Source organism: Asaia platycodi JCM 25414, assembly GCF_000614545.1.
GTDB classification, from domain to species: Bacteria; Pseudomonadota; Alphaproteobacteria; order Acetobacterales; family Acetobacteraceae; genus Asaia; species Asaia platycodi.
This window is the reverse complement of record NZ_BAKW01000002.1, coordinates 217,418-232,383: the sequence shown is the minus strand read 5'-3', so window position 1 is coordinate 232,383 and position 14,966 is coordinate 217,418. Positions and strand designations below refer to the sequence as shown.

Below are 14,966 nucleotides of genomic sequence, written 5' to 3'. Positions count from 1 at the left end.
GCACCCTGAAACCCGAGGAGATCATTTTCTCTCCTCGGGTTTCAGGGAATATGGCCGCGGATCAGATCAGCGCAGAATGCTGCGCACAGGCTCTGACCATATGTTGCGTCAGATCCGCAAGCAGGGCGCTCTTCAGCCGAGGCGTCACCCAGTACAACGAAACATCGACCGGGTGATCCGGGTCGATAGAGACCAGTTCGCCATTTTTGAGAAAGCGCTGGACCAGCGACAGGGGCTGCAAGGCCCAGCCGAGGCCCCGCACTGAAAAATCGATCAGAGCCTGGGTAGAAGGCACGTAATGCGTGCGCCTCGGCTCGGCTTCAAGCCCACGCGTTTCAAGCCAGCGCCGCTGCACTGAATCGCGTTTATCGAAACAAAGGCAGGGAGCCGTGACGATTGACGTGTCATTGAGCCCCCCTACCAGATGATGCGCAGCGAAAGCGGGGCTCGCACAGGCGATATAACGCAGGCGTCCGATCGGAATGGATTTACATCCTGGCACAGGGTCGGTCTGCGCTGTCACAGCCGCCGTGACTTCCCCAGAGCGAAGCCTGTCCGCCGTAAGGGCCTCATCTTCTACCAGGAGATCGAGACAGATATTCAACTCTTCCGCGCAGCGCGTGGCGATATCGGGTAGCCATGCGGCAAGACTGTCGGCATTCACGGCCACGCGCATCGTCACAACAGGAATATCTCCCTCGTTCGCAGCTCCTGAAAGATGCGGTATTTCCGCCTCGAGCAGACGTACCTTGTCGACATGGGCTGCAAGGGTTTCACCCAGAGCAGTTGCCCGGCAAGGTTGGCCACGCACGATGAGCAACGCGCCTAGACGCTCCTCATAACCGCGAACACGCTGTGACACGGCCGAAGGGGTTATACGCAACTTGCGCGCAGCGCCTTCAAATGACCCCTCGCGAATCACGGCACTAACGGCGCTCAGACAGGCATAATCAAGCATGAATTAAGTTTTCCTGTTTCTGGATAAACAAAACAAGTTTTTCTTACCCTCCCAGCTTCAGCTATCGACACAGCATGATGTTGCGTGCCGCCCCCTTCATGACAGGGTTTGCCCTCTTCGCCTCCCTGAGTGTGGCGATCGGGCCGCAGAGCCTTTTCGTGCTTCAGCAAGGTCTGAAAAAAAACCATATCGGTCTCATCGTTCTCTTTTGTTGCCTTTCGGATGTTGCCCTGATCGTTGCGGGGGCCGGATTTGCCCATGGTGTTTTTCTGCTTCGCCCGACCTTGGCACGATGGCTGACACTGGCAGGCGCCGTTTTCCTGCTCTGGAATGGCATAAGCTCCCTTAAGCAGGCGATGGATACAAGATCCATTGCGGATAAGGAACAAAATCCGGTTTCATGTCGCGCCACGCTGCTTATCGCAGCCGGATTCACCTGGCTCAATCCGCAAGTCTATCTCGATACGGTGCTGCTGATCGGATCCGCCACACTCGCACAACCGTCACCATTAAGACCCTCCTTTTCCCTGGGAGCAATCGCGGCGAGTTTCCTCTGGTTCACTGCGCTCGGTTACGGCGCACGGCTCCTGCGGCCGATCTTCACCAGACAACGTCCACGTCGATACCTCGATATTCTCACCGGCAGCGCGATGCTCTGCCTTGCTTTGCTCGCGATCGGAACCGCACTCGACCCGTCATTTCTCCCGCTTCGCTGAACTGACCCGAGACAAAAGAAATACGAGACAAATTCATTCCACTCTCACGCAGAAAGAGATCAAGACATGGCGAATATCGTCAAATGGAATCTGCCTGCTACAAAATGGGTCCCGGTGGAAAAATCATTTCTCTTGGCATGTCGACGCTCCATGTGGATTTTGACCGCAAGCGCTATCAGATCGAGTTTGCGGATGGCACGACTGTTAAAGGAATGATCCTTACCTATTATTCGGGCGGCTCCTATCAGGCTTGGGGTATGATCGGTCTGGGCACCCAGACTGACGTCTATATGTTCGGCACGAACAGCGCTTTTTATCCCGGATATCGCACTTATACCTATCTCGGTAACAACGGTCTGGTCTGGCTACCGCAATCTTCGGGTATTGGCCCGGTCATCAAGGCCAGCGACACAGGCTTTTCAGCGACGAACCTGCCCACAGGCCAGAAGGTATCAGCCATCTGTTATCTACCAGGCACGATGATCGCCACCCAGCAAGGCGAACGCGCAATCGAGACGCTCCGTCCAGGCGATACACTCATCGCCTGGACGGACGGTATCGCACAGCAGAAGACCATCATCTGGACCGGCAAGGCGCATCACATCGTCGATGCTCTCGCCTTGCATGACGATTGCGCAGGATATCCCGTCTGTTTCCTCAAAGGCTCGCTTGGCAACGGAACGCCCGATCGCGATCTGTTCGTTACGCCAGAGCATTGTCTGCATATCGATGGATGCTTTATCCCGGCGCGCATGCTCGTCAACGGCAAGACAGTTTTTTACGATAAAACGATCGTCGCCTATGATTATCATCATATAGAACTCGCACGACACGCGGTTATCCAGGCGAATGGCGCAGCCAGCGAGAGCTATCTGGATACGGGAAAACGATGCATGCGCGCCCCTCGCTGTCGCCCCGGATATCGTCAAACCCATATGGGAGCGACTGTCACCCCTGAGCCTGGAGGCATTTCTGGCGAAGAGTAGCACGACATGCGACCCTGATCTTCATTTGCTGGACAGCGAAAGGAACCTGTATCTGCTGCCTTATCGCCGGACCGGAAACACCTGGCTCTTCCGGATTCCGAACGTGAGCGCCGTTTATACTATCGCTTCCAATAATGTGCGCCCATGCGACGAATTCGGACCGTTCCTCGATGACCGTCGCCATTTTGGCGTTCTGGTATCCCAGATCACGATCTGGGGCGGCGACAGAACCACCTCCCTCGATCTCGATAGAATTGCGCAGTCTGGAGACGGCTGGCATCGAGAAAAAAACGAACAGGGCTACTGGACAGATGGCGCCGCCTCCCTCGACCTAGCCGACATCTCCTCTATCGGGACCGACACGTTCATTCTTTCTCTGACGATTGCCGAGACCAGACGCTATCCGCAGGAAGGCCATCCTGCTTCTCTCGACCGGACGGTAACAACCAGACGGAAAACGGCCTGACCAGACCTACCGGACGTCAGGAGCGAAGGCGCGACTAGGCCGATGCGGAAAATGCAGGATGCTCGGCGCATTGTTTTTTCAGATGCGCTGTCAATTCATCAAGAATGGCGCTCTTGAGGCGAGGCAAGATCCAGTAGAGAGGCACCTGCAATCTTCTGCCAGGATCGATCTCCACCAGATCGCCGCTGGCGAGATGCGGCGCTGCCAGGGTGACCGGTTGCAGCCCCCAACCGAGGCCACTCAGAGTAAAATCGAGCACGCCGCGGCTGGACGGAACATAATGGGTCATCGGCGACAACTCGGGCCGCTCCATAAGTTCCAGCCACTGCTTCTGCAGGCTGTCCTGTGCTTCAAGACAGATGCACGGTGCGGCGTCGATCGCCTCAGGCGTAAACCCATCAGGAAAATAACGCACCACAAAATCCGGCCGTGCACAGGCGGCATAATGCATCGACCCGAGATACACTGCTTTACATCCTTGCAGCAGATCCGTTCGCGTCGTGACAGCCGCCATCACATCGCCCGATCGAAACAGATCGGCTGTCATGGCGACGTCTTCGACCTGCAGATCGATGCAGATGCCTCTTTCAAGGGCATATTGCGTCATGACTTTAGGCAGCCATGTTGCCAGACTATCAATATTGACAGCCAGACGCAGCGCGATTTTTCCCTCATTTGCCGAAAGGGGGAGACCGGAGGTCTTGTGAATATCGGCTTCAAGCAAACGCACCTGCTCGACATGGGCGCTGAGCAACTGTCCCAATGCGGTTGCCTTGCAGGGATAGCCACGCACGATCAGAAGGGCGCCGAGGCGGTCTTCGAAGCTGCGCACGCGCTGTGATACCGCAGATGAGGTGATGCGCAGAACCCGTGCGGCGCCCTCGAACGAGCCTTCACGAATAACTGCTGCTACTGCGCTGAGCGCCGAGTAATCAAACATATCTCAAGTTATGCTTAATGGGCCTAAGCATAACAAGTTTTTCTTAAGGCCAAGTAACGTCTATGGTCGCGCATGTCGCCAGATCTCACCTTTTCGCGTCTGATCAAATACACCTACAATATGAGAAGTAGAAAGTAAACAAAAATATAGTATGCGTTTTTGGATGTATATCGTTATTTTGTAATAATATAGCATCTATATATAAATATAGAGTGTGCCGAATAATCGGGTGGTTTTATGTCTAATATCCAAAAATGGACTGTGCCTTGCTACTCCAGAGGGCAGAATGGTGACGGAACTGCGATATCTTCTCTCGGAACTGCAACGCTTTATATTGATTTTGATCGTAAGCAGTTCCAGATAGAACTGGCTGACGAAACCACGATTACAGGCACAATCCAGACCTATTTATCGGGTGCAGCCTATCAAGCGTCCGATATGTTCGGTTTCAGCACTAAAAACGCCACCTATATGTTTGGTGATAACAACCGTTTTTACCCGGGCTATCTGCTCTGGTCCACGACTGGAGACGGGAGCCTCGTCTGGTCTTCCAAGCAGACGAGCACCTATGGGCCTGCAATCAGCGCAAGCAAGACGGGGTTCACCTCCACTACTCTTCCTGCTGGTGAGACCGTTGCAGCCATTTGCTATCTGCCCGGCACCGCTCTCATGACACCGGGCGGCGAGCGCCTGATAGAGACTTTGAAGCCAGGCGACAGAGTGATCACACTGCGCAACGGCGTCGAACAAAGTGAGACAATCATCTGGACAGGCAAGGCCCGACACAGTGTGGGAAGCGACAGGCTGGACGATGATCGCGCCGGCTATCCGATCTGTTTTCGCAAGGATGCACTCGGGGAAGGAAAACCCAATCAGGATCTGTATGTGACCGCCGAGCATTGCCTGTATCTTGCAGGGTGTTTCGTGCCCGCCAGAATGCTCGTCAATGACATGACGATTTTCTATGACCGTACGATCACCGATTATGAGTACCATCATATCGAACTCGAGCGACATGCAATCATTCTGGCAAATGGTGTCGAAAGCGAAAGTTATCTCGACACCGGCAATCGGATGATTTTTGAGCAAAGCGCGCTGACGGGCTCCACGATACACCATCTGCCCAGAACTGTTCCTGGCAGCACGATGCCTGCGCGCCACTGAATGTCACAACGGACTTTGTCAGAGAATTATGGGAACGTTTCTCCCCTATTGCTCTGGAAAATCTCTATGCGGAGGAGGAATTTACCTCCGAACCGGACCTGCATCTCGTCAGTCAGAGCGGCGGCCGCTCGATCCGTTCAGACAAACGGGGAATACCTATCTTTTCCGCCTGGATGGGCCGCTTGCCACGTATAAAATCACCTCGCGTCGCGCCCGGCCTTGCGATGAAACCGGTCCCTTTCTGGATGATCGTCGTTATTTCGGCGTGCTGATCTGCGATATGACACTCTGGGCCAGCGACAGAACTCTGTCTCTGGATTTGAAAGAGACGTCCCATATCTGTTCGGGCTGGCATCGCGGTGACCAGAACGAAGGGTGCTGGACAACCGGATCGGCCAGTGTCTGCCTGAGCCCAGGCATGGAAGAGGGCGATGGCCCTCGTGTCCTGTCCGTGACGATCACACGCACGCGACGATATTCACTGGGCGTTAGTGGATTGCCGGCTCTTCCTACACTCTGCGCATCAACGAGTAGAACGAAAATGGCCCTACGCTGAAAAACAGGCATCGCCCCTCTGCCATGCGCGGCGATCGATAGCCGCACACTGAAATCGACACGCAAATACCAAGGGTATCATGACTCACTCTAGACTGTCCTTACTGGCCCGAGCATTTGCCTGTGCCGGGTTCCTTATGAGCGCACCCGCCTTCGCCGACACTCTGGACGCGAAAATTGCCGATGCCTTCGCACCTTTCAAGGAACGCTACGCGGTGCCAGGCCTCGTGGTCGGCGTGACAGTAAACGGTGTGCATCATTTCTATGCGGCAGGGCTGGCATCACGCGCCGATCATCGCCCGGTCACACCTGATACGCTTTTCGAGCTTGGTTCGATGAGCAAGATTTTCAACGTGACGCTGGCGGCCCTTGCGGTCGAGCGTGGCAAGATGAGTCTGAACGATACGGTCGCCCATCATCTTTGCGACGATCGATGCACAATCGGCACCAATCTGACCCTTCTCGACCTTGCTACCCATCACTCGGGGGGGCTCCCCCTTCAGGTGCCGGAGACAGTCACTGACATCAAAGGTCTGACCCAATGGCTCGAAGCCTGGCACCCCCCGCAGCCCGGTGCGCGAAGCTATTCCAATATCAGCATCGGTCTGCTGGCTATATCTCCGCCCAATCTCTGGGAATGAGCTATACCAACGCCGTTCAGACGATCCTCTTCCCTGCTTTCGGCTTACGCCATAGCTGGATCGAGGTACCGGCCAGCGAGATGAAAATTTATGCATACGGCTATGACAGGAAAACCGACGCACCCGAGCGGGTCCATCCCGGCTTGCTGGCGGCAGAAGCATATGGTGTCAAATCCACACCAAGCGACATGCTCACTGTGCTGGATATCGAGATGGGCCTGGGCCATCCACCGGAAGATCTGAAGCGCGCCGTCGCAATGACCCAGCAAGGCCGATACAAGACGGCCTTTTTTACCCAGGACATGATCTGGGAACATTACCCCTGGCCAACGGCCCTCCAGCCGATACTACTGGGCAATGGCTATGACTTCATCATGAAACCGCACCCGGTCACGGTGATCACTTCGCGACGCCCCGATGAGCAGGAGGTCATTTTCAACAAAACTGGCTCAACCGACGGTTTTGGGGGGTATGTTGCGATGATCCCGAGCAGGCACATCGGTGTCGTCGTGCTGGCCAACAAGAACACGCCGAATGAAGCCCGTGTCGAAGCGACATACGGGCTTCTGAATGCCCTTCTGGCGAAATGAGGCCTTTCCTGCTGGGCGCAAAGCGCATGGGCCCAGCAGGAAACGCTACGTCTGACGTCTTTTCAGCCCGACACCCCAAATATGGGAGATCGCGGCACTATATCCCAAGGCGCTCTGATCCCATTATTCCTCAGAGATGAAGCGCCTTGTCGAAGGCGCCCAAAGCCGCCTCTTTCAAGGCTTCAGAGAGCGTCGGATGCGCGTGGCAAGCCAGCGCCACATCTTCTGCGCTGGCCTTGAAGGTCATGGCCAGCGTGGCTTCGGCGATCAGTTCGCCCGCGCAGGCACCCAGAATATGGACGCCCAGAATGCGGTCGGTCTTGGCGTCGGTCAGCACCTTGACCCCACCATCGGTGGCCGCGATGGCGCGCGCGCGCGCGCTCGCCATGAAGGGGAAGCTGCCGGTCTTGTAGGCAATGCCATCCTGTTTGAGCTGTTCTTCGGTCCGGCCGACCATGGCAAACTCAGGCTGGGTGTAGATGACCGACGGGATGGCGTCATAGGCACATGGCCGACACGCCCCGCCAGATGTTCGGCGAGGGCGATCCCTTCTTCTTCTGCCTTATGCGCCAGCATCGGCCCAGCGATCACATCGCCAATGGCATAAATGCTGGAGCATGACGTGCGGAAATGCGGATCGACGGGAATACGCCCGGCTTCATCGGTATCGATCCCGACCACCCCGAGATCGAGCCCCTGAGTGTAGGGTTTGCGCCCGATAGACACGAGAACGACATCGGCTTCGAGGGCTTCGGTCTCTTCCTGACCGACTTTCTGCAAGGTCAAATCGAGCGCGGGGCCTTCGGTCGCCACTTTGGTCACCCGCGTGGAAAGGCGGAATTTGAGGCCGAGCTTTTCAAGCGAACGCTGAAACTGGCGCCCGAGCCCGCGATCGAAGCCAGGAGCAATATGATCGCCATATTCGATGATCGTCACCTCGCTGCCCAGTCGCTTCCAGACGCTTCCGAGCTCGAGGCCGATCACACCGGCTCCAATCACGGCAAGACGCTTGGGCACTGCGTCGAGAGACAGAGCACCGGTCGACGACACGACGCGCTTTTCGTCAAACGCGACACCGGACAATACGGCGGGCGCGCTGCCCGTTGCAATCACGATCGACTGCGCCGTCACGCTCTCGCCGTTGACCGACAGACTATGCGGCCCCGTCAGCGTCGCTTCACCAACCTTGAAGGTGACGTTGTTCTTGCGAAAGAGATAGCCGATGCCCTTGACGGTATCGCCGACCACACGCTCCTTGCGGGCCATCATCTGACCCAGATTGAGCTGGGGCGTGACCCCATCGATACCTAGCGCCACGAATTCTGTCTCGGCCTCGTGCAGACGCTCGGAGCTGTGCAGCAGGGCTTTCGAGGGAATACAGCCGACATTGAGGCAGGTGCCGCCGGGCGTTTCACGCCGGTCGACGCAAAGAACCTTCAGACCGCGCTGCGCGGCCTTGAGCGCACAGACATAACCGCCAGGGCCAGCGCCGATGACGGCCAGATCGAACTCACAACTCTCCGACATGGCGGTCTCTTTCCTATCAGACATCGAGAAGCAGGCGGCGGGGATCTTCCACATATTGCTTGACGCGCACCAGGAAGCTCACCGCCTCGCGGCCATCGACCATGCGATGATCGTAGGACAACGCAACATACATCATCGGACGGATGACCACCTGCCCGTCGACCGCCACCGGGCGGTCCTGAATGGCATGCATGCCCAGAATGGCCGATTGCGGCGGGTTGAGAATCGGGGTGGAGAGTAGCGAGCCGAACACACCGCCATTGGTGATCGAGAACGTACCACGTGACAGTTCATCGAGCTTGAGCGTGCCTGCGCGGGCACGTGTGCCGTAATCGTTGATATGGCGCTCGAGTTCGGCAAAGCTCATCTGGTCCGCATCGTGCAACACCGGCACAACCAGCCCGCGCTCGCTTCCGACAGCAATGCCGAGATTGACGAAGCGGCGATAGAGAATGTCATCGCCATCGATCGTCGAATTGATAGCCGGAAATTCTTGCAAGGCCTTGATACAGGCGCGCGCGAAGATCGACATGAAGCCGAGCTTGACCCCGTGCTTCTTTTCAAAAACCTCGCGATACTCGGCGCGCAAAGCCTTGGCCGCGCTCATATCCACTTCATTGAAGGTGGTCAGGATAGCGGCCGTGTTCTGCGCGTCTTTCAGACGGCGAGCAATGGTCTGTCGCAGACGCGTCATGGGCACACGCTGCTCACGACTGTCCTGCTCGTTCTTACCGAGCAGCGCGGCCAAAGCGCTGGCCACCGCCGGAGAGGGCTCAGAAGGAGCCGCAGGTACAGAAGCCGGGGTCGACTGAGGGGCAGCATGGGGCATCGCACCTGTAGAAGCCGGTGCTGCCGCGCGCGGCTGCTCCATACGGGAAATCACATCCCCCTTGGTGATGCGCCCGTCGAGCCCGGTGCCTTCGGTAATGCTGCCTGGCGCGACGCGCTCCTCAGCCATCAGTCTTGCTGCCGCAGGCATCGGATCGCGTGCGGCCTGTGGGGCAGCAGGCGTTGCCTTTGGTGGCGCTGCCGTGGCCGAGACATCTCTGGACGGGGCAGCGGCCGGGACCGACGCACTGGCTTTGCCATTCGGGTCGAGCGTGCCGAGAACGCTGCCAACAGCCACTTCAGCACCAGAGGCCATCAGGTCATTGCCCAGAACGCCAGCCTGAGGCGCAGGCACCTCAACACTGATCTTGTCGGTTTCCAGCTCGACGACAGGTTCGTCTGCGGCCACCGCCTGCCCGGGTTGCTTGAGCCAGCGGGTTATCGTCGCCGAGGTGACACTTTCACCGAGAACCGGCACCTTAATCTCGACCGACATCATCTCTCCCTTTGCCCGTTAGGACTTCTGTCGCGCAGCATCTCTAGCGACCATAGACAGGAACAGTCCGCGTGCCTACTGCGCGCACCGCACCTCCCGACCCCATAGGATAGGGATCATAAGGGTGATTTGTCAGGGTTTGACCGGGATCTCCCGCAGCAACACACGATATTTCACCCGATTGTGACGCGACATCGCGCAATGGCCGGGTCTTTCATCTGGCCCGACAGCGCCTCATATGCTGGGCCTGCTCCCGACAGCTTGCGGGGGCACCTCTCTCGCTCCGCGTTGCGCCTCGACACACAACAACCACGAAAGACCCGCTTTTATGTATCTCGGCATCGATCTCGGCACTTCGGGCATCAAGGCGGTTCTGGTGGATAAGAACCAGAAAGTCGTTGCCGCTCATACCGAAAAGCTGACAGTCAGCCGCCCGCATCCGGTTGGAGCGAGCAGGATCCGAATGATTGGTACGAAGCGACCCTGCGTGCGCTCGACGCCTTGCGCGATAGCCATCCCGAGGCGCTTGCCTCAGTGCGGGGCATCGGTCTATCAGGACAACAACATGGTGCCGTTCTGCTGGGTGAGGATGGCACCGTGCTGCGCCCCTGCCTGCTCTGGAACGACACGCGGCAGAGTCGGAATGCTCGCTTTTCGAGCATCGTTTTCCGCTCTGTCGGCAGATTACGGGCAATATCGCCATGCCCGGCTTCACCGCGCCCAAGGTGATGTGGGTTGCCCGACACGAACCAGAGGTTTTCTCCAGGGTCACCCATGTCGTGCTTCCCAAGGCCTGGCTGCGCTTTCGCATGACAGGCGCTCTGATCGATGACATGTCGGACGCTTCAGGCTCGCTCTGGCTCGATACAGGGCGCAGGCTCTGGTCCGATGCAGCACTCGAAGCCTCCAATCTGCGTCTCGCCTCCATGCCTGGTCTTTGCGAGGGTACCGACGCCGCCGGCACACTGAATGCCGAACTTGCCGCGCGTTGGGGCATGATAGAATCCCCCATTTTCGCGGGGGGCGCTGGCGATAATGCTGCCGGGGCGGTCGGCCTCGGTGCCATACACACAGGCGATGCGTTTTTGTCTCTCGGCACCTCGGGCGTAGTCTGGGTCACCACCGATTCATTTCATCCCGGTGGCAATCACGCCATTCACTCTTTCTGCCACGCCGTGCCCAATCAGTGGCATCAGATGGGTGTCACCTTGTCTGCCGCAGCCTCTCTGGCCTGGTGGTCACGCGTAACAGGCATGGACGAGAAAGCCCTGCTCGCCGAGCTACCTGAAGCGCCTGAAACCCCCTCGCCCGTTCTGTTCGCGCCCTATCTCTCCGGCGAGCGTACACCCCATAATGACGGCACGGTGCGGGGTGGCTTCGTCGGCCTCACCCAGGATACGACACGCGCCGAGATGACCCAGGCCGTTCTGGAAGGCGTTGCGTTTTCCTTCCGCGATGCGCTCGAAGGTCTGGCCGAGTCCGGTACGGTCATTACTGAGGCCGATGTGATTGGCGGCGGTTCGCGCAGCCCGCTCTGGACCGCGATCCTCGCCAGTGTTTTGGGTGTCACGCTTCATCGCCTCGCCAATGGTGAGCAGGGAGGCGCCTTCGGTGCCGCACGTCTGGCGCGCATCGCCGTAACGGGCGAAGACGTCAGCGCCGTATGCCTCCCCCCGGAGCGGGTAGCGTCCATCGCCCCCGATGAACGCCTTAGCGGTCCCTATCGCCAGGCCTATGCCCGCTATCGGGCGCTTTACCCGGCACTGAAATCCATTCCGTAAACCGCTCCCACAGGAATTTGCCCTGTCACGCCCCCAACTCCCTCTTGGAAACAAGAATGGGAGGGGAAGACATCGCTCGTTCAACCCGACATGGATGCGGCGCTTCATCCTCATCAGATCGCCGCAGCATCCCCCCCTCGTCGGGAAACGATAAAGAACCCCGAACGGACGTTCCGGTTATACGAAGCGCCTGTGCGTCATCCTGCTCCGGGGCGCTTTCTGCGTGATAGCAAACTGGGGACGATCGAGACCCGGCAATCGAAAGCCGCATTCGGCCTCTGGGCGTCGATATCTTTCTACAGATCACGATGCGGCATCTGACGTTTTTCTGCTGCACGGCGCCAGAAATTGCACAGGACCATGCCCAGAATACCAGCCAGCATTCCAAAAGCTGTCGAACTCAGCTTCGTAGCCGGGAGGGCCGCCATCAGAATCCCGCTCGACCCGCCAATGGCAAAGGCCATCGTACCGAGCAGCGCCGAAGCCGCCCCTGCCTGATGGCCATGATGAGTCAACGCCAGCACATTCGCATTGGGGCCGATGAAGCCGAGCGTGAATGTAGTGGTGATGATCAGCGCGCAAAGCGGCCAGGGGTCGTTTTGCCCCACAACGTGACTCGCGCTCACGGCCAGCAGGATCAGCCCTGAAACGAGACAGGCTGCGAGACCGCCCTGCATGACTGATGTGAATTTGAAGCGATGCGACAAACGCCCATTGATCTGCGTCGCCAGAATGAACCCACCCGCATTGATACCGAAGAAAATTGCAAAGGCACGCGGCGTAAAGCCGAGCAAATGCTCGAACAGAAGCGGCGCGTTGGACAGATAGGCGAACATCACGAACGTGCTGAAGCTGGACAAGGTGGCCGCAGACATGAAAACCGGCTCACGCACGAGACTGAGGTAGCGACGCAGGATTTCGATAGGCGGCAAAGCGTAACGACGCTCTTCCGGCAGGGTCTCGGGCATGACCACCAACCATAGCCCTGCAAGCAGCGCAGCTGCGACTGCGCCGGCCCAGAAAATCAGCCGCCAGCTACCGAAGGCAAGAAAAATACTGCCCAATGTCGGGGCCAGAATGGGCCCGACACCGAACACAAGGGTCAGCTGGGACATAAGCTTCACCGCTTCGTGCCCCGTGGCGACGTCGCGCACAATGGCACGCGGAATCACACTGGTAATAGCGCCGCCGAGAGCCGCAACCAGACGCAGCAGACAGAATGACCAGTATGAGGCGGTCGTCGCGAGCGCGATCGTCGCCAGCACATAGATGGCGAGCCCGACCACCATGGGCTTGTGCCGTCCGAAGCGATCGGAAAGCGGCCCTAGGCAGAATTGCCCGATGGCGAGCCCGATGAACCAGGCGGCCAGCGTGAGCTGCGCCGAACCGGGCCCCTGACCCAGATCGCGCTCGAGCTGGGGGAAGGCAGGCAGATACATGTCGGTCGAGATCGGGCCGATCGTACTGACAAGCCCGAGCAGAATGATCTGCCCGGTCGAAAACCGTATGGCGGGGTGAGGCGATGAGGTCAGCACGGGAAAACCGGGTCCAATCAATGTCTGCCGTGAAGACACGGATAAAAGCGCCAGAGCCCCGAACAGGGCCTGACGCTGAATCCATCGGGTTTTGGGGCGATGCGCGTCCCCCCCGAAAGGAAGATCCGTCTCTCTCAGGTGTAGAGTCGGATTGTCGTCCCAGCCTGCCCGAAAGGCAACCGGCGTTTTCGCCTGACTTCACGCATCCTTCGCCGGTCACGGACTTGTGCGTCCTCGCCGGTGCCAAGAGGCAAGGTAAGAGGAAAATCTTCCTACTTCCGGGTTTGCCCTGCCCTCTCACCTCAAGCGCTTTATCCCCGGCCGGTTTGAGCTAGGCAGTGCTTCGTCAGTAGTGAGTGAGGAAGAGGCATCATGCGCATAGCGATGATTGGCGGCGGTTATGTCGGACTCGTATCCGGCGCCTGTTTTGCAGAATTCGGTACCGAAGTCGTCATCGTCGAGGCCGATCACGACAAGCTCGTGGCGCTTAAGGCAGGAGCAATCCCCATCTATGAACCGGGGCTCGACAAGATCGTCTCCGCCAATGTGGCCGCAGGCCGTCTGAGCTTTACCGATGCGCTGGCCGGCGCCATCGATACTGTCGACGCCGTGTTCATTGCAGTTGGTACACCCACGCGCCGTGGCGATGGCCATGCCGATTTAACTTACGTTTATGAAGCAACGCGCCAAATCGCGCGCCACGCCCACAAGGGCCTGCTGGTGGTGACGAAATCGACCGTCCCTGTCGGCACCGGGCGCGAAGTGGCGCGCATTCTGCGTGAAGAGCGTCCCGATCTGTCGTTCAGCGTCGCCTCAAACCCTGAATTTCTGCGTGAGGGTAATGCCATCGGTGATTTCATGCGACCAGATCGGGTCATCATCGGCATCGACGATACAATCAAGGATGGCGGAGCCAATGCCCGGGCGCTGATGCACCAGCTTTACCGCCCGCTCTATCTGATCGAAACCCCCATCGTCATGACCGGGCTCGAAACGGCGGAACTTACCAAATACGCCGCCAATGCCTTTCTCGCGATGAAGGTCACCTTCATCAACGAGATGGCCGATCTCTGCGAGAAAGTAGGCGGCAATATCCATGACGTTGCTCGCGGCATGGGGCTCGATCAGCGCATCGGTCGCAAATTCCTTCATGCGGGACCGGGCTATGGCGGCTCCTGCTTCCCCAAGGATACGCGCGCCCTGACCGCCATAGCGCGCGATGCAGGCAGCCCCTCGCTTCTGGTCGAAGCAACGGTCACGATCAACGAAGCCCGCAAATCCGCCATGGCCGAGCGCGTCATCGACCTTTGCGAAGGAACGGTGAAGAGCAAGACCATTGCCATTCTGGGCCTCACCTTCAAACCCGACACTGATGACATGCGCGAAGCATCGTCACTCCCGCTGATTCATCGCCTGATCGAGGAAGGCGCCACCATCCAGGCCTTCGACCCGGAAGGCATGAAACCCGCCCGCCCGCTTCTGCCTGAAAGCGTGATCTATGCGAACTCGGCGCAGGAAGCCGCAACCGGCGCGGACGCGCTCGTCGTACTGACCGAGTGGAACGAGTTCCGCGCCATCGCTCCGGCCAAGCTGAAAGCCGCCATGCGCGGTACCGTCATTGCCGATTTCCGCAACATCTGGGAACCTGCGACCCTGCGTGCAGCCGGATTTACCTATCGTTCAATCGGCCGCCCCTGAACGACCCGGTCGTGCAACGGTGAGGGCAGCTACCTGACTTCACCACGCCAGGATCACCACTCCTGCCCGAGCTTTCGCACAACCG

General features: G+C 58.3%; 10 protein-coding genes and 3 pseudogenes. 8 read left to right on the top strand and 5 right to left on the bottom strand.

The features are described from left to right. Window positions 1-61: 61 nt before the first annotated feature. Window positions 62-958, bottom strand: a complete 897-nt coding sequence (locus JCM25414_RS03140) for a LysR family transcriptional regulator ArgP (protein ID WP_025840699.1) — start codon at window positions 956-958, stop codon at window positions 62-64. A 74-nt stretch (window positions 959-1,032) separates the two neighbouring features. On the opposite strand from JCM25414_RS03140, the gene JCM25414_RS03135 reads away from it, so the two are divergent. The 3 genes from JCM25414_RS03135 (at window position 1,033) to JCM25414_RS21340 (ending at window position 3,126) form a co-directional block, all read left to right on the top strand. Continuing rightward, window positions 1,033-1,674: a LysE/ArgO family amino acid transporter gene (locus JCM25414_RS03135; RefSeq protein WP_025840698.1), complete on the top strand. Its 642-nt coding sequence runs from the start codon at window positions 1,033-1,035 to the stop codon at window positions 1,672-1,674. Window positions 1,675-1,811: 137 nt separating this feature from the next. After that, window positions 1,812-2,660 carry a Hint domain-containing protein gene (locus JCM25414_RS21345; protein ID WP_159101708.1) on the top strand — a complete coding sequence of 283 codons (849 nt, stop codon included), beginning with the start codon at window positions 1,812-1,814 and terminating at the stop codon, window positions 2,658-2,660. A gap of 103 nt (window positions 2,661-2,763) precedes the next feature. Further along, window positions 2,764-3,126 (top strand): hypothetical protein, encoded by a 363-nt coding sequence (locus tag JCM25414_RS21340; protein WP_148300924.1) that lies wholly within the window; start codon window positions 2,764-2,766, stop codon window positions 3,124-3,126. A 34-nt stretch (window positions 3,127-3,160) separates the two neighbouring features. Here JCM25414_RS21340 and JCM25414_RS03120 read toward each other — a convergent pair whose 3' ends face one another. Beyond that, window positions 3,161-4,066, bottom strand: a complete 906-nt coding sequence (locus tag JCM25414_RS03120) for a LysR family transcriptional regulator ArgP (RefSeq protein WP_025840695.1) — start codon at window positions 4,064-4,066, stop codon at window positions 3,161-3,163. Window positions 4,067-4,303: 237 nt separating this feature from the next. Between JCM25414_RS03120 and JCM25414_RS21335 the strand changes: the two genes are divergently transcribed. From JCM25414_RS21335 to ampC, 3 genes and pseudogenes are all read left to right on the top strand, one after another. Then, window positions 4,304-5,230, top strand: a complete 927-nt coding sequence (locus JCM25414_RS21335; protein WP_081775769.1) for a Hint domain-containing protein — start codon at window positions 4,304-4,306, stop codon at window positions 5,228-5,230. 265 nt (window positions 5,231-5,495) lie between these two features. Then, window positions 5,496-5,786 (top strand): hypothetical protein, encoded by a 291-nt coding sequence (locus JCM25414_RS23295; protein WP_159101707.1) that lies wholly within the window; start codon window positions 5,496-5,498, stop codon window positions 5,784-5,786. Window positions 5,787-5,865: 79 nt separating this feature from the next. Then, a pseudogene (gene ampC, locus JCM25414_RS26415) lies at window positions 5,866-7,016 on the top strand (class C beta-lactamase). 130 nt (window positions 7,017-7,146) lie between these two features. Here the strand turns inward: ampC and lpdA are convergent. Then, a pseudogene (lpdA, locus tag JCM25414_RS16570) lies at window positions 7,147-8,543 on the bottom strand (dihydrolipoyl dehydrogenase). Between the two features lie 16 nt (window positions 8,544-8,559). Next, the gene (odhB, locus tag JCM25414_RS03095) at window positions 8,560-9,867 is read right to left on the bottom strand and encodes a 2-oxoglutarate dehydrogenase complex dihydrolipoyllysine-residue succinyltransferase (protein ID WP_025840692.1); all 1,308 of its coding nucleotides are present in this window, start codon (window positions 9,865-9,867) and stop codon (window positions 8,560-8,562) included. 328 nt (window positions 9,868-10,195) lie between these two features. On the opposite strand from odhB, the pseudogene xylB reads away from it, so the two are divergent. Then, window positions 10,196-11,648: pseudogene (gene xylB, locus JCM25414_RS16565) on the top strand (xylulokinase). A 296-nt stretch (window positions 11,649-11,944) separates the two neighbouring features. On the opposite strand, the gene JCM25414_RS03085 reads toward xylB, so the two are convergent. Continuing rightward, a complete protein-coding gene (locus JCM25414_RS03085; protein ID WP_025840691.1) occupies window positions 11,945-13,183 on the bottom strand; it encodes a multidrug effflux MFS transporter in 1,239 nt (412 codons plus the stop codon). A gap of 372 nt (window positions 13,184-13,555) precedes the next feature. On the opposite strand from JCM25414_RS03085, the gene JCM25414_RS03080 reads away from it, so the two are divergent. Next, the gene (locus tag JCM25414_RS03080) at window positions 13,556-14,881 is read left to right on the top strand and encodes a UDP-glucose dehydrogenase family protein (protein WP_025840690.1); all 1,326 of its coding nucleotides are present in this window, start codon (window positions 13,556-13,558) and stop codon (window positions 14,879-14,881) included. The last annotated feature ends 85 nt before the right edge of the window (window positions 14,882-14,966 follow it).